General features: G+C 62.0%; 15 protein-coding genes. 13 read left to right on the top strand and 2 right to left on the bottom strand.

Annotated features, from left to right (window positions below):
• The first annotated feature begins 40 nt into the window (after nucleotides 1-40).
• Nucleotides 41-1177 (top strand): molecular chaperone DnaJ, encoded by a 1137-nt coding sequence (gene dnaJ / locus ABIE62_RS12230; RefSeq protein WP_354326388.1) that lies wholly within the window; start codon nucleotides 41-43, stop codon nucleotides 1175-1177.
• On the opposite strand, the gene ABIE62_RS12225 is transcribed toward dnaJ, so the two are convergent.
• Complete coding sequence (locus ABIE62_RS12225; RefSeq protein WP_354326386.1) at nucleotides 1174-3489, bottom strand: patatin-like protein; 2316 nt, start codon at nucleotides 3487-3489, stop codon at nucleotides 1174-1176. The genes dnaJ and ABIE62_RS12225 overlap by 4 nt on opposite strands.
• Nucleotides 3490-3562: 73 nt before the next feature.
• Between ABIE62_RS12225 and radA the strand changes: the two genes are divergently transcribed.
• The 12 genes from radA to ABIE62_RS12165 all read left to right on the top strand — a co-directional run bounded on the left by radA (nucleotide 3563) and on the right by ABIE62_RS12165 (nucleotide 16379).
• A complete protein-coding gene (gene radA / locus ABIE62_RS12220; RefSeq protein WP_354326384.1) occupies nucleotides 3563-4930 on the top strand; it encodes a DNA repair protein RadA in 1368 nt (455 codons plus the stop codon).
• Between the two features lie 11 nt (nucleotides 4931-4941).
• Nucleotides 4942-5487, top strand: coding sequence for a CvpA family protein (locus ABIE62_RS12215; RefSeq protein ID WP_354326383.1), 546 nt, complete (start codon nucleotides 4942-4944; stop codon nucleotides 5485-5487).
• A gap of 5 nt (nucleotides 5488-5492) precedes the next feature.
• Complete coding sequence (locus ABIE62_RS12210; protein WP_354326381.1) at nucleotides 5493-5933, top strand: iron-sulfur cluster assembly scaffold protein; 441 nt, start codon at nucleotides 5493-5495, stop codon at nucleotides 5931-5933.
• A gap of 51 nt (nucleotides 5934-5984) precedes the next feature.
• Entirely contained in the window at nucleotides 5985-7616 is a 1632-nt protein-coding gene (locus ABIE62_RS12205; protein ID WP_354326380.1) for an MFS transporter, read from the top strand.
• On the top strand, nucleotides 7609-8676 hold the full coding sequence (alr, locus tag ABIE62_RS12200) for an alanine racemase (RefSeq protein WP_354326378.1): 1068 nt from the start codon (nucleotides 7609-7611) through the stop codon (nucleotides 8674-8676). The genes ABIE62_RS12205 and alr overlap by 8 nt, the downstream gene beginning before the upstream one ends.
• Before the next feature lie 85 nt (nucleotides 8677-8761).
• Nucleotides 8762-9337 carry a polyhydroxyalkanoate synthesis repressor PhaR gene (gene phaR, locus ABIE62_RS12195; RefSeq protein ID WP_354326376.1) on the top strand — a complete coding sequence of 192 codons (576 nt, stop codon included), beginning with the start codon at nucleotides 8762-8764 and terminating at the stop codon, nucleotides 9335-9337.
• Nucleotides 9338-9395: 58 nt separating this feature from the next.
• Entirely contained in the window at nucleotides 9396-10940 is a 1545-nt protein-coding gene (locus ABIE62_RS12190; protein WP_354326375.1) for an aminoacyl--tRNA ligase-related protein, read from the top strand.
• A gap of 12 nt (nucleotides 10941-10952) precedes the next feature.
• Entirely contained in the window at nucleotides 10953-11483 is a 531-nt protein-coding gene (locus tag ABIE62_RS12185) for a DUF805 domain-containing protein (protein ID WP_354326374.1), read from the top strand.
• A gap of 178 nt (nucleotides 11484-11661) precedes the next feature.
• Nucleotides 11662-13026: a M20/M25/M40 family metallo-hydrolase gene (locus tag ABIE62_RS12180; RefSeq protein WP_354326372.1), complete on the top strand. Its 1365-nt coding sequence runs from the start codon at nucleotides 11662-11664 to the stop codon at nucleotides 13024-13026.
• 34 nt (nucleotides 13027-13060) lie between these two features.
• Nucleotides 13061-13495, top strand: coding sequence for a GxxExxY protein (locus tag ABIE62_RS12175; protein ID WP_354326370.1), 435 nt, complete (start codon nucleotides 13061-13063; stop codon nucleotides 13493-13495).
• A gap of 31 nt (nucleotides 13496-13526) precedes the next feature.
• Nucleotides 13527-15800: a ribonuclease R gene (gene rnr / locus ABIE62_RS12170; RefSeq protein ID WP_354326369.1), complete on the top strand. Its 2274-nt coding sequence runs from the start codon at nucleotides 13527-13529 to the stop codon at nucleotides 15798-15800.
• A 63-nt stretch (nucleotides 15801-15863) separates the two neighbouring features.
• A complete protein-coding gene (locus tag ABIE62_RS12165; RefSeq protein ID WP_354326368.1) occupies nucleotides 15864-16379 on the top strand; it encodes a peroxiredoxin-like family protein in 516 nt (171 codons plus the stop codon).
• Nucleotides 16380-16406: 27 nt separating this feature from the next.
• On the opposite strand, the gene ABIE62_RS12160 is transcribed toward ABIE62_RS12165, so the two are convergent.
• Nucleotides 16407-16859 (bottom strand): universal stress protein, encoded by a 453-nt coding sequence (locus tag ABIE62_RS12160; protein WP_354326366.1) that lies wholly within the window; start codon nucleotides 16857-16859, stop codon nucleotides 16407-16409.
• Between the last annotated feature and the right edge of the window lie 73 nt (nucleotides 16860-16932).

Raw genomic sequence — 16932 nt, 5'->3', positions numbered from 1 at the left:
CGCGGCGGCGGGCAGTGGTCACGGGGAATAGGTCAAGACTATGTCCAGCGCCCAGATTGATTATTACCAGACGCTCGAATGCGCCCGCGATGCGGATGGCGCGACGCTGAAAAGCGCCTATCGCAAGCTCGCGATGAAGTTCCACCCGGATCGCAATCCGGGCGATACCGCGTGCGAGGCCAAGTTCAAGGCGATCAACGAGGCCTATGATTGCCTCAAAGACCCGCAAAAACGCGCGGCCTATGATCGCTACGGCCACGAGGCGTTCACGCAGGGAATGAATGGCGGCGGTGGCGGTTTTGGCGGCGGCGCGCGCGGCGATTTTGCCGATATTGGCGATATTTTCGAAACGATTTTCGGCAGTGCCTTTGGCGGCGGCGCGCAGCGACAGCAGAACCGGCGCGGCGCAGACTTGCGTTATGATATGCAAGTCACGCTTGAAGAAGCGTTCCACGGCAAATCGACCGAAATCGAAATCGAAGTTTCGCAAGCCTGCGACACCTGCAAGGGCAGCGGCGCCACGCCCGGCACCAGCGAACGCCAGTGCAACCTGTGCCACGGCAACGGCAGTGTGCGCGCCAAGCAAGGCCTGTTCGTGATCGAACGGCCATGCCCCACCTGCAACGGGCGCGGCAGCGTGATTGAAAACCCGTGCCGCGATTGCCGGGGCGAAGGTCGGGTGGACAAGGCCCAGACGCTTTCCGTCGATATTCCCGCCGGGGTTGATACCGGCACCCGCATCCGCCTGTCAGGCAAGGGTGAGGCTGGCCAGCGCGGTTCGCCTGCTGGCGATCTGTATATTTTCCTCCACGTCGCGCAGCATTCGGTGTTTGAACGCGAAGGCACCACGCTCGCCACCCGCATTCCGGTGAGCTTCACCACCGCATCATTGGGCGGCTGCGTCGAGATTCCCGATCTGGATGGTTCGACCAATCGGCTGGATATTCCTGCGGGGATTCAGTCGGGCAAGCAGTTGCGCATTCGCGGCGCGGGAATGCCGGTGCTGCAAGGGCGCGGGCGGGGTGATCTGGTGGTCGAAATCGCGGTGGAAACGCCGACCAAGCTTTCACGCCGCCAGAAAGAAATCCTCGAAGAATTCCGCGCCACCGAAACCGGTGATGAATGCCCCGAAAGCCGCGGGTTTCTCGATAAGCTCAAGGAAGTCTTCGGGGGTTAACCCAACCGCTCACGCACTTCGAGGCGGATCTGCCCGATCAGCCCGCGCCCGCAGCGTCCCAACCCCTCCTCCTCGTCCAGCACGGCGAGGAATACTGCGCATTTGGCAGCGTCGATGGCTTCGCGCGGCATCCCCCCGCTGACGGTTGAGGCAACCAGATCGATCATCCGTTCGGCCCCGTGCAGGCGCCCCCACAGGTAATCATTCTCACGGTAATCGCGGCTGAAGAACGCACCGAAATTATAAAACTCGATCCCGCGCAAGGTCGCCGCGGTGCCGCCTTCGCGAATGCTGCGTGCGTCTTCGGGCGAGATGCGGTCAATCTTGACCGGGTTGAATTCATCCAGCCCTTCACGCCGCGACAGGGGCAGGGTGGCGACATCGTAGAACGGAAAGCCCAGATAGGTCAGCAGCATCCGCCGCTTGAGATTTTTGGGCATATCTTCAAGCGCATCGATCAGCAGTTCTTCAGCGGCCAGGTCGGTCGTGGGCAACAGGCGTTCGGTGGCGAGGAAATCTAGCACCGCGCCGGGGGCTTGCCGTGCATCGGCGGCCAGTTGCGCGAACCGCGGTGATTGCAGCACGCCATCATCCGCGCGGTAATAGAGCGCGAGTATCTCGTAGAGACGGTCACGTGCTAGGTCGAGCGCTTCGTCGGAAATGTCGGGATCAAGCTGCCAGTCACGCGCCAGTTTGCGCGCCAGCAATTGCAACCGGCGCATGCGAAACCCGGTGTCATGCGCACGGAAAAACGTGATCGCACCCACATTTGCACCGCCATGTTCATCGGTAAGCCGATCAAGCCCGCGTGCCTCCATCTCGCCGCGCAAAGCATGAATGATCGGCGCGGGATCACCTTGAGCCTGCCCGGAGGCCTTCAGCGTCAACCGCGCGAGTTGATCGAGGATGCCTTCAAACTTGGTCAGGGCATAGGCGCCAAATGCGTATCCGGCGCGCTCGGCTGCGGCCTGCTGCGCCTTGGCCCGCCATCCCGCGAGCCGTTTGGGCGTCGGCCGGTCGAGCAGGAAGGTGTAGCCGAACAGCTTTTCCACCGCGAGGTCGATATCGGTCTGCAAATCCATCACGATCCGCTTCTGCCGCGCCGCATCGCGCGATTGCTGATCGATCCGTTCCAGATCATCGCGGATCGGCTGTTCGCGCGGGATGGTGGACAGCGAACCGAAAATCGCCCCGAAAAATCCCACTTCGGCGGTGCGGGTGCCGGGATCGATCCCGCCGCCATCGGGGCGCGGGTCGAGATAGACGAACCGCCGGTCGACCTCGCGTTGCGCCGGGCGGCCATGCAGCGCGGATAGCGCCGCTCCGAACGGTGCGTTGACCAGCACCGATCCATCGATCAGCGCCACGTCGTCAACCGTCCCGCGTGCAACATGGGTCGGCATAATCCGCCCTAGAAATGCCCCGCGCGAGGTCCAGTGATGGCCTTCTGCCTCGGCCAGGTGGTCAATCTCTGCCAGAGTGAGAGGGGGAAATGCTCCCGGAAAGCTCGCCGTGGCGCGCGCGGCGAGCACCAGTTCGAGCCGGTCGGCAAGGCCAATGGCAGGATCATTGCCCACCCGTGCGCGGAAACAGATTGGCAGGCGGTGCTCCGCTTCTTCAATCTGCGGCGGGGAATTGAGCCGCAGAGTTTCGGGATGACCGCGAAAATCGGTAACAGTTACCGCCAGATCAACCGGATAGCCCGGCGGCAGCAGCGCGATGCCATCGCCTTCTGCCGCCATCTTACCCAGCGCCTCATACAGCATCGCCGAAAACTGATACCCGGAGAATGGCGGACTGAACCAGCGCCCGCGCACCAGCCGCGAAACCTTGCGCCGCACCTCGGCGCGGGTTTCGGGTGAGACGGTGGCGCTCACCGCGTTGCCCGGTCTGCGCAGCACCCATTCCGCAATCGGCTGCGCCCAGAACTTGGCATAACGCCACATCGGTTCGGCATCGGGATCGGTCAGTTTGCTGACATCGGCGTTTTCGAGCCACAGGTCGGTCAGCGGTTCAAGGCTGTGCCCGGCATGGATCGCCTGCGCCAGAAACACCGCGTTGATCCCGCCTGCGCTCGCCCCGGTGAGGATATCGGGCAGCACCCGCAGTTTCAGCCCGTGATCGCGCTCAATCGCTTCAAGAAATTCGCGATAGGCCGCCGCCACCCCGCCCAATGTCACGTCAGACGGATGGTGGAACGCCCGGCTTGCGCGGGCGAGGTGCCACACTTCCTTGGTGATGCCGTGCATATATACCGCCAGGCTGACGCCGCCGTAGCAGACAAGGGCAAGACGCAGTTCTTTTTGGCGCATGAAGGGGTTCCTAACGTGCAATCGCTCTCCAATGCAATTGCGTTCTTTATCTGTTCTGGTTACAGAATCGCGCATGGCGAAATCAAAAAAGCGGTTTGTGTGTCAGGCGTGCGGGTCGGTTTCCCCGCGTTGGCAGGGGCAATGCGCCGATTGCAGTGCGTGGAACACGCTGGTGGAGGATGTTCCGGCCACGGTGTTTTCGCAAAAGCATGACCTTTCGCGCGGCGGGCGGGCGGTGGCGTTCGAACCGCTCAATGCGCCGACGCAGCTTCCGGTGCGCAAATCGACCGGGATGGCGGAATTTGACCGCGCGCTGGGCGGCGGTCTGGTGCCGGGCAGCGCGGTGTTGATCGGCGGCGATCCGGGAATCGGCAAATCGACCCTGCTGCTGCAATGCGCCGCCACAATTGCGCGGGGCGGCAATGATGTCGTTTATGTCAGCGGAGAGGAAGCCGCCGGGCAGGTGCGGTTGCGCGCATCGCGCATGGGGGTGGCAGATGCGCCGATCCGGCTCGCTTCGGAAACATCGGTGCGCGATATTCTGACGACGTTAGGTGAGGGCGATCCGCCCGCGCTGCTGGTGATCGATTCGATCCAGACCATGCATTCCGACACCATCGAAGGCGCGCCGGGAACGGTCAGCCAGGTGCGCGGCTGCGCGCTCGAACTGATCCGCTATGCCAAGGAAACTGGCTGCGTGGTGGTGCTGGTCGGCCATGTGACCAAGGATGGCACCATCGCCGGGCCGCGCGTGCTCGAACACATGGTCGATGTGGTGATGAGTTTCGAGGGCGAGCGCAGCCACCAATACCGCATCCTGCGCGCGCTCAAGAACCGGTTCGGCGCGGTCGATGAAATCGGCGTGTTCGCGATGGCGAACGAAGGGCTGGAGGAGGTCGCCAATCCTTCGCTGCTGTTCCTGTCGGGCCGCGATACGCCGCTGGCGGGCAGCGCGGTATTCCCGGCATTGGAAGGCACGCGCCCGGTGCTGGTGGAAATTCAGGCGCTGATCGTCCGGCTGCAATCGGGCGCAACCCCGCGCCGCGCGGTGGTGGGGTGGGATAACGGGCGCATGGCGATGCTGCTCGCGGTGCTCGAATCGCGCTGCGGGCTGAATTTCAGCTCGGCCGAGGTCTATCTGAACATCGCCGGGGGATACCGCCTGACCGATCCGGCGGCTGATCTTGCGGTGGCTGCGGCGCTGGTATCGGCGCTGGCCGATCGGCCACTACCTGACAAGGCGGCGTGGTTCGGGGAAGTGTCATTGGCGGGCGAGATTCGCCCAGTGGCCCATGCTCCGCTGCGCCTGCGCGAAGCGGCCAAACTGGGCTTTGTCCGCTGCTATGGCCCGGCGGGTGCGGCGAACGGCGCACCGGAAGCGGAGTTTCGCGGATTGGGACAATTGGCGAACCTCGTTGACCAGGTGATGGGTAACGCATAATCCTGACGGCCATGACCGGCTTTGACATCATCATCCTGATCATCATTGGCGTTGCCGCAGTGGGCGGATTCATGCGCGGATTGGTGCAGGAAGTGCTGTCGCTTGCATCGTGGATCATGGCGGCAGTCGCGCTCCACTTCATGCATCCGGTGCTGACCGATGGGCTGCGCAATGTTTACAGCGCTGAACCTACGACCCCGCTGCTGGCTTTCGTGCTGCTGTTGCTGATCCCCTATGCGGCGATGAAGGTGATCATCGGCACGGCAAGCGGCGCGTCAGATGGCGCGATCCTCGGCCCGATTGATCGTGTGCTCGGCTTTGGCTTTGGCGCGATCAAAGGCGTGCTGATCGCGATTTTCGCGTTTTCGCTGCTGGCGATCGGGTTTGACGATTCGTGGGGTTACAAGGGGCGGCCCACCTGGATAACCACCGCGCGCACCTATCCTGCCGCCGATACGTTCTCACGCGATTTGTTGCCGATGATTGCGGTGCGGCGTGATGAATTGCGCCGCGAATCCGAAGCGCAGGAAGCCGCAGCGGCCAAGGCGGCAGGCTGATCGCCATGACAGCAACGCGCCCGGCGAAGCTCTATTCGCCCGCGCTGCTTGGTCTGGCGACCGGGTTGGCGCGGTTTCCGTTCAACCCTGCGCTGCCATTGCAGGCCGAAGCCAGATCGCGCACCTGCGGCAGTGCCGTGACGATCGGATTGGCACTGGATCAGCAGGCATGCATCGCCGGGATCGGGATGCAGATCAGCGCCTGCGCCATTGGTCAGGCATCGGCGGCGCTACTGGCCGAAGGTGCAGCAGGCGCCGACGCAGGCTCCATCACCACCACAACCAAAGCGCTGGAACACTGGCTGGCAGGCGAGGGGCCTTTGCCGCCGTGGCCCGGATTGGCTGTGTTGGCTCCCGCGCGCGAGCACACTGGCCGCCATGGTGCATTATTGTTGCCGTGGAAGGCTGCCTGCATGGCGCTTTCAAGCGGCGCGGCCTGCGGCTAGGGATTGAACAACAAGGCCGCTGTAAAGGCTGCGCGAAGGGGATAGAGAAACATGGCTGAAGCGCAGGCGCTCGCGGATCGCGAGCCGAGCGAGAAGGAAATCCGGCTGGTGATCGGCGCATCCAGCGCGGGCACCATCTTTGAATGGTACGATTTCTTCATCTACGGCACGCTCGCCTACATCCTCAAGGATGCGTTTTACGCCACCGATAACGAAACGCTGGGCCTGTTGCTGGTGTGGTCAACGTTCGCCGTCGGCTTCGCCTTCCGCCCGCTCGGCGCAATTCTGTTCGGGTTTCTGGGTGATCGGTTGGGGCGCAAATACACCTTCCTTGTCACGGTAACGCTGATGGGGATTGCCACCGCCGGGGTCGGCCTGATCCCGACAATTGATAGCATCGGCGTTGCCGCGCCGATTATCGTGATATTTCTGCGGATCCTTCAGGGGTTGGCGCTGGGCGGTGAATATGGCGGGGCGGCGATTTATGTCTCCGAACACGCGCCGCCGGAAAAACGCGGGTTTTATACCAGCTTCATTCAGGCCAGCGTTGTCGGCGGATTTGTGCTGTCGATTATCGTGGTGCTCGCCTGCCGGTTCCTGATCCCGGCCGAAGCGTTTGAGGAATGGGGCTGGCGTGTGCCTTTCCTGCTGTCGATCATCCTGCTGGGGATTTCGCTTTGGATGCGATTGAAACTGTCGGAAAGCCCGGTGTTTCAGGCGATGAAAGAAGCGGGCGAAACAGCAGGCAATCCGTTTGTCGAAAGCTTTACCTATCCCGGCAATCGCAAGCGCATCTTCGTTGCGCTGTTCGGCATCACCGGCATCCTGACAACGATCTGGTACACCGCGTTCTTTTCAGGGATGAGCTTTCTGCGCGGGCCGATGCATGTCGACGATCTGACGGTGGAGTTGATCCTGCTGGTATCGGGTCTGATGTCGATGGGGTTCTATGTGGCGGTGGGCAAATGGTCTGACCGGGTCGGGCGCAAACTGCCGATCATGATCGGCGCGGTTGCGTCTCTGGCGCTGCTGTTCCCGCTGTTCTGGATGATGGGCAGCCTTGCCAACCCCGCGCTGGCCGACGCGGCGGAGCGCACGCCGATTGTGGTGAGCGGGCCGCAGTGCCAGACCGATCCCTTTGCCGAATTGTTCCAACGCGATCAGACCGATTGCGGCAAGGTGCTGGAAACGCTGACGGCCTCGGGCGTTCCTTATACCCTGACGCCGGGCGACACCGTGACGCTTTCCGCAGGCGACAACCCGGTGGCGATTGATCCTGCGTGGTTCAGCGATGGCGCAGCTCGGCGGGCGGGCATTCATGCGGCGCTGGCAGAATATGGGTTTGATTTCGCCAAACAGCGTCCGGCCACCGCCAACCTGATCGGGATCGTCGGCGTGCTGTTGGCGCTCGGGTTGTTGTCCGCACTGACCTATGGTTCGGTCGCGGCGCTGCTGTCGGAAATGTTCCCGCCGCGCATCCGCTATTCGTCAATGTCCATTCCCTACCATATCGGCGCGGGCTATCTGGGCGGTTTCCTGCCGCTGATCGCTGGCGTGATCGTGGCCCGCACCGGCGATATATATGCCGGGCTGTGGTACACCATCGCGGTGGTCGCTTTCGGGCTGGTGGTGGCGTGGTGGGGGATTCCCGCCGGGCCGCCCAAAGATTTCGCTGATGATTGACGGGGCGCCGAAAGATAGGCCGGTTTTGCCCCCGCCTAGCCTGCGCTTGACCGTTGATAGGGGGGCGCTTGCTGCCAATTGGTGCGCGTTAGATGCACTCTCGGTCGGGGCTAAAACCGGGGCTGCGGTCAAGGCGGATTGCTATGGCTTGGGCGTCGATGCCTGCGTTCCGGTGCTGCGCGATGCGGGGTGCGAGACGTTTTTTGTCGCGCATTGGAGCGAGGTGGCAGCCGTTGCTCGCCACGTTCCTGCACCGCAAATCGCTGTTTTGCATGGTGTTTTGAGCGAGGCCGAATGCGCCTATGCGCGCAATTCCGGCGCGGTTCCGGTCATCAATTCGCTTGATCAAGCCGCGCTATGGAGCGCCAGCGGGGGCGGCCACTGCCACCTGATGATCGACACCGGCATCAACCGTCTCGGCATCGCGCCAGACGAGGCAGAAGACCAGAGAATTGTGGCACTTGCGGTCGATATCCTGATGAGCCACCTCGCCTGCGCAGATGAAGACAGCCTGATGAACCCGCGCCAACTTGCCGCTTTGCACAGCGTCGCGGCGGTCATCCCGCACCAGCGTTTAAGCATCGCCAACAGCGCCGGGATCGCGCTTGGCACGGACTATGCCCTTGATCTGACACGCCCCGGCCTTGCGCTTTATGGCGGCGTGCCGCGCGGGGAACTCACCGGATTGATCCAACCGGTCGCGCAGGTCGAGGCCGCTATTCTGCAAACCCGGACACTGCGTAACGGAGATAGTGTCGGTTACAACGCTACCTTCACCGCCCCTGCACCAATGCGGGTGGGCACTGTTGCGATGGGCTATGCCGACGGATTCCTGCGCAGCCGCGGCGCCGACAATGCGTTCAGTCACAAAGGCCGCCTCCTCCCCATCCTCGGCAAAGTATCAATGGACATGGTGGTGGTCGACCTCACCGCAGCCCCCGATTTGTCCGCCGGAGATTGGCTGAGCGTGCCTTGGGACATTGCCGATGCTGCGCGGCAAAATGCTCTGTCGCCTTATGAAATGCTGACCACAATCGGCCAGCGCCTGCGCCAGTCCTGACCGGTTCATCAAGGTGATGTTGCACCGCAGCTTGTGCGGGTGCTAAGACGACAATTCAGTGTCATCTTACAAGGTCGGAAATACAATGGCTGGCAGAGCAAAAGCAGCATCGGGCGAGGCAGGCGATGCCATCATTATCAAGAAATACGCCAACCGTCGGCTTTATAACACCTCGTCATCCAGCTACATCACGCTTGACGATCTTGCCAAAATGGTCCGCGAAAACATCGAATTTCAGGTGATTGACGCCAAGAGCGGTGATGACATCACCCATTCGATCCTGACCCAGATCATCATGGACGAAGAAGCCAATGGCGAACAGATGCTGCCTGTCAGCTTCCTGCGCCAACTGATCGGAATGTATGGCAATTCGATGCAGGCGATGATGCCATCATACCTTGAAGCCAGCATGGCCAATTTCCGCGAAAATCAATCCAAAATCCGCGAAGTGTTTGAAAAGGGCATGGCCAGCAATCCCTTCACCGCGATTCATGAAACCAACATGGCGATGATGCGCGCGGCGGCGAATGTGTTTCTGCCGGGCGCGTCCAAACCAAAAGACAAGCCCGCAGCCCCGAATGATCCGGCCAATGATGAGCTGGCCGTGCTTCGCGAACAGATGGCCGCGATGCAAAAGAAGCTGGACGAATTGGGCAAATAACGCGAAGCGCGGCGCGCCTGCGGCGCTTGGCCGTTTAAGCTTAGTCAGGAATTCGTTGGTGTCCCAAATCCGTCACGCCCTTACGATCAAGCGCGAAGATGATTTCGCCAAGTGGTATCAGGAAGTTATCAGCGCCGCTGATCTCGCCGAAGAATCGGGTGTGCGCGGCTGCATGGTGATCAAGCCGTGGGGTTATGGCATCTGGGAACGCATTCAGCGCCTGATGGATGACCGGATCAAGGCCGCCGGAGTGCAGAACTGCTACTTCCCGCTGTTCATCCCGCTCGCCAATTTCACGCGCGAGGCTGAGCACGTCGAAGGCTTTGCCAAGGAAATGGCGGTTGTTACCCACCATCGGCTGATTTCGGATGGCAAGGGCGGACTGATCCCCGATCCCGCAGCAAAGCTTGAAGAACCACTGGTGGTGCGCCCTACGTCCGAAACGATCATCGGCGATGCGATGGCACGCTGGATCCAGTCGTGGCGCGATCTGCCGCTGCTTACCAACCAATGGGCCAACGTGGTGCGCTGGGAAATGCGCACGCGGATGTTCCTGCGCACCAGCGAGTTCCTTTGGCAGGAAGGCCATACCGCGCACGAGAACCGCGAACAGGCTTTGGAAGAAACCCACCGCGCGCTGGAAATGTATCGCGCCTGCGCCGAGGATGATCTTGCCCTGCCGGTGATTGCGGGCGAGAAGCCTGAGAATGAACGCTTCCCCGGTGCGGTTGAAACCTGGTCGATCGAAGCGATGATGCAGGATGGCAAGGCGCTGCAGGCGGGCACATCGCATTATCTCGGCACCAATTTCGCGCACGCAGCGGGCATCCAGTTTCAGGATCGCGAGGGTGCCCAGCAGTTCTGCCACACCACCAGCTGGGGCGTTTCGACCCGGCTGATCGGCGGGGTAATCATGACCCACGGCGATGATGACGGCTTGCGCGTGCCCCCCGCGATTGCGCCGCAACAGATCGTGATTATCCCGATGCTGCGCGAGGCACCCGAGGATGTCGAACTGCTCGCCTATTGCGAAGGCGTGCGCGCCGCGCTCGCGGGCCAATCCGCGCTGGGTGAGCGGGTGCGGGTGATACTCGACAAGAAACCGGGCAAGGCGGCCGCCAAGCGCTGGGACTGGGTGCGCAAAGGCGCGCCGGTGATCATCGAAGTCGGCCCGCGCGACATGGCCGAGGGCAAGCTGGCGGTGCTGCGCCGCGATCAGTTGTGGAATGTGGAGAATGGCAAGCCCGCTTTCTCCTATCCTGCCCATGCCGATTTCGTGGCGGGGGCAGGCGCACTGCTCGAAACAATCCAGACCGCGCTTTACGAAGAAGCCCGCGCCCGCCGCGACGCCAATATCAGACGCGATGTTGCCGATTGGGCGGCAGTGGTCAGCCACTTCGAAAACAGCGGGAAATATCCCGGCTGGGTCGAGGTTGAATGGGCCAAGCCCACCGGCGCGGTGCTGGACAAGATTGTCGAAACATTGAAAATGCACAAACTTACGATTCGCAATGTGCCGCGCGCCTCTGCCGAGGCATCTGGGCAGTGCATATTCACCGGGAACTGTGCGGTTGAACGAATTCTTGTCGCCCGCGCCTATTGAGGGAGTGCAGAGATGATCGAGTCCATTCGTTATTGCCTGGCCAACCTAGCGAACTTTGCTGGTCGTGATACACGTCCGACATTTTGGTACTATGTGCTGCTTCTGGTGGTGATAAATGTTGTCATCAGCATGATTATTTCTGGAATATTTGCTGCCAATTCCATCGGTGCCATGATCGAATCGAGGTCCGACGGGATCAACGAGGCGGCGATCATGCAGCAGATGGCAGAAAGCCTGCCGACCCAAGCGTGGATCGGCGCGGCCATTTCGCTGATCACACTTGGCCTTTACATCGCGACATTCGTGCGTCGGTTACGCGATGCAGCATTGCCAATCGCGATTGCAGCGATCCCCGTCGCGACTACGCTGTTTACGGTCTATAACAGCATTTCGTCGGCCAGCACGATGCAAGCGATCATGGCGACCGGCAATCTCGAGGCATTAAACGAGGCGGCCTTATCCAGTGCTGGACTGGGGATGATCAGCTGGCTCGGTTATCTGGTGGTGATCATCTGCGGTGCCCTACCCAGCAAGGCAGGCTGACTCGGACCTGCCTAACGCATCCTGATCGCGCGCGCTTACTGATCCTGAGTGCGCCCCCGCGCAGGCGGGGGCCTCGGGCGGGTCTGAGCAATTTTGCCTGAGATCCCCGCCTTCGCGGGGACTCACCAAGGTTGCACCAAGGTTGCATTGTCTGAGAGTTCCGGCAAAACATCCTCACATGATCAAACGCGCCCTTTTGCTCGCGGCCCTTGCCGCCGCACCGCTCGCCGCACAGACCCACCCTGCTGACAGCGTTTCTGAAGAACGCCTGCGCGGCGATGTCGAGAAACTGGTCAGTTTTGGCACCCGCCATACGCTATCGGCACAAGACGATCCCGAACGCGGCATCGGCGCGGCGGTCAACTGGGGGCTAGAGGAGTTCCGCCAGATTGGCGAAACCTGCGGCGGTTGCCTTGAGGTGCTGCCTGTGGGTGAGACAGTGAGCGGTCGTCGCATTCCTGTGCCGACGCTGGTGCGCAATGCGGTGGCAATTCAGCGCGGCAGCGAACGGCCGAACGAAGTCGTGATCGTGCAAGGCCATATTGATAGCCGCGTGACCGATCCGATGGACGCGACCTCCGATGCGCCGGGCGCCAATGATGATGGGTCAGGCACCGCGCTGGTGATCGAAGCGGCGCGGGCGCTTAGCGGCACGGCATACCCCACCACGATCATCTACGCGCTGCTCTCTGGCGAGGAGCAGGGCCTGTATGGCGGGCGCATCCTCGCCGATTGGGTGACCGCGCAGGGCTTCACCGTCAAGGCCGTGCTCAACAACGACATCGTCGGCAATTCCTGCGGCAAGGATGGCTATTGCGAGCCGCGGGTGGTGCGCGTGTTCTCCGAAGGCCCGCGCGCTGACCTGAATGATGATCTTCGTGCGGCGCAAAGCCGGTTCGGGGGCGAGAATGACTCGCCGGGACGCAACCTGTCGCGCTGGGTGGCGGGGCTGGCGGAGAAGCACCCTGATGGCCTGCAAGTTCGCCAGATTTGGCGCACTGACCGCATGGGGCGCGGCGGGGATCAGGTGCCGTTCCTGCAAAAAGGCTACCCCGCGATCCGCTTCACCGTCGGCGTCGAGGACTTCGATCACCAGCATCAGGACCTGCGCACGGAGGACGGCGTGTTTTACGGTGACACTATTGAAGAGATGGACTTTGCCTATCTCGCCGGGGTGACGCGGCTGAACGTGCGGGCACTGGACGCGCTCGCCCGCGCACCGATGCCGCCCAAGGTAACGATGGATGCGGCGGTGCGGGTGGATACCGAGATCAAGTGGAAGGCAGTCCCGGGCGCGGGCGTCTACACCGTCGTTTCCCGCGCGACCGATGCGCCCGCATGGGGCAAGGATTTCACCCTCGTCTATATCGATGGCAGCAAGGCCGATAATGACGCGGCAGCAGCGCAGGCACGCGATTTCAGCCACATCAAGAAGCTGCGCGGTGACGACTGGCTGTTCGGTGTTGCCGCTTGCGCGGGCGAATTCTGCTCGCCTGTCTCCAGCGCGGTTCCCGGCGGTGCCTTCGAGCCGGTGGCGCGATGAATTCTTGTTCGCGCCAAGTCGCCAAGGCACCAAGATGAAGGAGCCGCATGCTGAGTTGGACGCGCTGGCTCGTACGATTGTCGACACGGCTTTTCGGCTGCATCGCGATCTGGGGCCTGGTCTGCTCGAAAGCGCCTATGAGGCTTTGCTTGCAGCCCGGCTTGAGCACGATGGTCTTGTGGTTGACCGGCAGGTGCCGGTCGATGCGTGTTTCGATGGGATCGTGTTGCCTGCGGCCTATAAAATCGACTTGCTCATCGAGCGCAGCATCGTCATCGAAATCAAGTCTGTCGAGCGCGCGTCACCCGTCCATGCGAAACAGGCGCTTACTTATCTCAAACTGGGTGGTTTTCCACTCGGCTTCGTGATCAATTTCGGCACGCCGCTGTTCAAGGACGGAATCAAGCGCCTGATCAACAACACCGCCCCCTTGGCGACTTGGCGACTTGGCGCGAACCCGAAGGATTGAAATGCCCAAGTCCCCTAAACTCCCCCAAGGAATGCCGACGCCGCAACAGGTGATCGACTTCATCCAGTCCTCCGAAATCCCCGCGGGAAAGCGCGAGATCGCCAAAGCCTTCGGATTGAAAGGGCACGAAAAGATCAAGCTCAAGGCGCTGCTCAAGGATATGGCCGAAGACGGGTTGATCGACGGCAAGAAGACCGCATTTCACCGCATGGGCGGGGTGCCGAAGGTCACGACCTTGCGGATCGTCGATGTGGACGACGGCGAATTGATCGCCGAACCGGACAATTGGGATCCTGAGGCTCCCGGTAAGCCGCCGCGCCTCACCATCCGCGAACCGCGCCCGCGCCCCGGTGTGAAGCGCCCGCCCGCCTTGAAGCGCGGCGACCGTATCCTCGCCCGAACCGAGGAAACGGATCGCGGCTGGATCGCACATCCGATGAAAAAGCTGCCCTCTCGCACCGAGGGGTTGATGGGCGTTGTCGAAAAGGACAAGACCGGCAAGGCGTGGCTCGCGCCGGTGGACAAGCGCGTGCGCCAGTCCACTCCGATTGCCGATCTGGGTGAGGCCGAAGAAGGCCAGTTGGTGATCGCCGAACGGGTTGGCCGTTCTGACCGCGCGGGCGTGAAGGTGATCGAAGTGGTGGGCGATCCGCTCGCGCCCAAAAGCTTCAGCCTGATCGCCATTGCCAAGCACGGCATCCCGAACGTCTTCCCCGATGATGCACTGGAAGAAGCGCCGCGTGCGGCGAAGGTCAAATTGTCAGGAAAGGCCCGCGAAGACCTGCGCCACTTGCCGATTGTCGCCATCGACCCCGCCGACGCGCGCGATCATGATGATGCGATCTGGGCCGAGCCGGATGGGCAGGGCGGGTTCAATGCGCTCGTCGCCATCGCCGATGTCAGCTTTTACGTCCGCCCCGGTTCTGCGCTTGACCGCGAGTCGCGAAAGCGCGGCAACTCGGTCTATTTCCCCGACCGGGTAGTGCCGATGCTGCCCGAATTGCTGTCGACCGACGTGTGTTCACTGAAAGAAGGTGAAGACCGCGCGGCGATGGTCTGCCACCTGCACATCAGCGGCGAAGGCAAGGTCACCAGCTTCCGCTTCACCCGCGCCCTGATGCGGATTGCGCACAATATCGCTTACGAAGACGCGCAGAAGGCGATTGATAGCGGCAATCCGCCCGCATATCTCGCGCATCTGTGGGACGCATGGAAAGCGCTGGCCGCCGCGCGCCATGCCCGCGATCCTCTCGAACTCGAACTGCCCGAACGGCGCGTGGTGCTGAACGAAAAGGGCCAGATCGCCGAAATCGCGATCCGCGAACGGCTCGACGCGCACCGCGTGGTTGAGGATTTCATGATCGCCGCCAATGTCGCCGCGGCCAAAGCGCTGGAGGCCAAGACCGCCCCCGTGGTTTACCGCGTCCACGAACCGCCGAGCCGCGAAAAGTTGATTTCCCTGCGCGATTACCTCGCCACGATGGGCAAGAAGCTGGCGCTGGGTCAGGTGGTGACGCCGGGCCTGTTCAACCGGATGCTCAAGGACGTCACTGACGAGGCGGAAAAGGCGCTGGTGATGGAGGCGGTGCTGCGCAGCCAGACGCAGGCCTATTACGGCCCCGCCAATGCCGGGCATTTCGGCCTTGCGCTTGGATCATACGCCCATTTCACCTCACCAATCCGCCGCTATGCCGATCTGCTGGTGCACCGCGCCTTGGTGGAGGCATACAAGCTCGAACAGCCCGCTCCACCGGGTTCACTGCCGCCAACATCTGGCCTGTCAGACCGCGACCGTGCCAGCCTGCAACAAGTGTCTGACGCGATCAGCCAGACCGAACGCCGCGCGATGGAGGCAGAACGCGACACCATCGATCGCTATGTCGCCGCATGGCTATCAGCGCGGGTGGGTGAGGTGTTCGACACCCGTATCACCGGCGTGCAATCATTCGGGTTCTTTGCCACCATCGTCGGGTTGGGCGGCGATGGGCTGGTGCCGGTTTCAACGCTGGGCGGCGAATATTTCCGCCACGACGAAGCGGCGCAGGCGCTGATCGGGACGGATTCGGGCAAGACCTATGCCTCGGGCGATCGGGTCAAGCTGAAGCTGGCCGAAGCCAATGCGCTCACCGGCGCGCTCAAATTCGTGCCGGTGGACGCTGACGGCAACGCCATCGAACCGCGCGGCACCCGCTCGTCTGAAAGGCGGCGCGGCGCTGGCGGGCCGCCGAGAAAAGAAGGCAATCACACCGTTGGTCAGCGCGGTCGCCCGGGAAATATTCGCCATCAGGGGCGAAAGCGAAAATAGCCTGCCAGGGGCTGGCAATCCCCGCACATCGTTCGCACATCGTAACGGTAAAGGAGAAACATCATGATCAAGCCAGGAAGTGCCGTACCGGCACTCAAACTTCCGCTGACCAATGGCGAGCATTTCGACCTTGCCCAGCATGGCGGCGAAAACTTCACGCTCGTGCTGTTCTACCGTGGCAAGCATTGCCCGGTATGCCGGATGCAGCTCAAGGATCTTGCCGGCAAGCAGGATGAATTCAGCCAGCGCGGCGTGAATGTGGTTGCGGTATCAATGGACGCTGAAGACCGCGCGATGGACGTCGCCGCCAAATGGGACACCGGCAATGTGCCGCTGGCCTATGGCATGACCGAAGAAACCGCGCGCCAATGGGGGCTTTATATCTCATCCGCGCTGGACGGCAGCGATGAACCGGCGGTTTTTTCCGAACCGGGGCTGTTCCTCGTCCGCCCGGACGGCACGTTGTATTTTGCGAGCGTTCAGAACACGCCATTCACGCGCCCACCGCTGGGCGAATTGTTGCAGGGCATCGATTATGCTCTGAACAAAGGCTATCCGGTGCGCGGTCTGCTGACCTGACGACCGGCAGGCGCGCGCGGGGCGAATTCATGCCTCGTGCGCGCTGGCCTGCTCGTCATAATCGCCGGGGATGATATAGAGCGGGCAAGGCAGGCTGCCGACAGCGGCAGAAAAATGCGCGACCAATGGCCCAGGCGCCGCGTCCTTGGCCGCGCCCAGCACCAATGCGGCGACTTCGGGATGTTCGGCCAGAAATTCGCTGACGATCTTCTGCCCGTTGCCGATCTTGACCGAAATGGTCGGCATGATCCCGCTTTCCGCCAGCAGGTTGCCTGCGACCCCGTGGGCGAGCATTTCGGCCCGATCGCGCGCCTCAGCCTCGATCGTGGCCTGCACTGCGCCGAATGCGCTGAAATTCTGCTGCGGCACCAATGCCAGCAGGTGCACCGCACCGCCCACCGCTGCGGCCCGGCGCGCAGCATAACGCAAGGCGGACAATGCCTCTTCGCTCTCGTCGATGATGACCAGAAATGTGCGCATAATCGTGCCCCGTGCCCTTACGGCTATCAATGCATTCGTATGGTTTGGCAAGTCCCCCAATCTGGCCTTGCCC

This window comes from Porphyrobacter sp. MBR-155, assembly GCF_040547625.1.
GTDB lineage: Bacteria > Pseudomonadota > Alphaproteobacteria > Sphingomonadales > Sphingomonadaceae > Erythrobacter.
Note: the sequence above shows the minus strand (reverse complement) of the source record. Positions and strands in the feature narration are given on the sequence as shown.

Bases quoted from the DNA above. Each gene is read 5' to 3' on its own strand.
- phaR (WP_354326376.1), top strand. From the start codon at position 8,762: ATGGCTGGCAGAGCAAAAGCAGCATCGGGCGAGGCAGGCGATGCCATC.
- ABIE62_RS12205 (WP_354326380.1), top strand. From the start codon at position 5,985: ATGGCTGAAGCGCAGGCGCTCGCGGATCGCGAGCCGAGCGAGAAGGAA.
- rnr (WP_354326369.1), top strand. From the start codon at position 13,527: ATGCCGACGCCGCAACAGGTGATCGACTTCATCCAGTCCTCCGAAATC.
- alr (WP_354326378.1), top strand. From the start codon at position 7,609: ATGATTGACGGGGCGCCGAAAGATAGGCCGGTTTTGCCCCCGCCTAGC.
- radA (WP_354326384.1), top strand. From the start codon at position 3,563: ATGGCGAAATCAAAAAAGCGGTTTGTGTGTCAGGCGTGCGGGTCGGTT.
- ABIE62_RS12175 (WP_354326370.1), top strand. From the start codon at position 13,061: ATGAAGGAGCCGCATGCTGAGTTGGACGCGCTGGCTCGTACGATTGTC.
- ABIE62_RS12165 (WP_354326368.1), top strand. From the start codon at position 15,864: ATGATCAAGCCAGGAAGTGCCGTACCGGCACTCAAACTTCCGCTGACC.
- ABIE62_RS12185 (WP_354326374.1), top strand. From the start codon at position 10,953: ATGATCGAGTCCATTCGTTATTGCCTGGCCAACCTAGCGAACTTTGCT.
- ABIE62_RS12225 (WP_354326386.1), bottom strand. From the start codon at position 3,489: ATGCGCCAAAAAGAACTGCGTCTTGCCCTTGTCTGCTACGGCGGCGTC.
- ABIE62_RS12180 (WP_354326372.1), top strand. From the start codon at position 11,662: ATGATCAAACGCGCCCTTTTGCTCGCGGCCCTTGCCGCCGCACCGCTC.
- ABIE62_RS12215 (WP_354326383.1), top strand. From the start codon at position 4,942: ATGACCGGCTTTGACATCATCATCCTGATCATCATTGGCGTTGCCGCA.
- dnaJ (WP_354326388.1), top strand. From the start codon at position 41: ATGTCCAGCGCCCAGATTGATTATTACCAGACGCTCGAATGCGCCCGC.
- ABIE62_RS12210 (WP_354326381.1), top strand. From the start codon at position 5,493: ATGACAGCAACGCGCCCGGCGAAGCTCTATTCGCCCGCGCTGCTTGGT.
- ABIE62_RS12160 (WP_354326366.1), bottom strand. From the start codon at position 16,859: ATGCGCACATTTCTGGTCATCATCGACGAGAGCGAAGAGGCATTGTCC.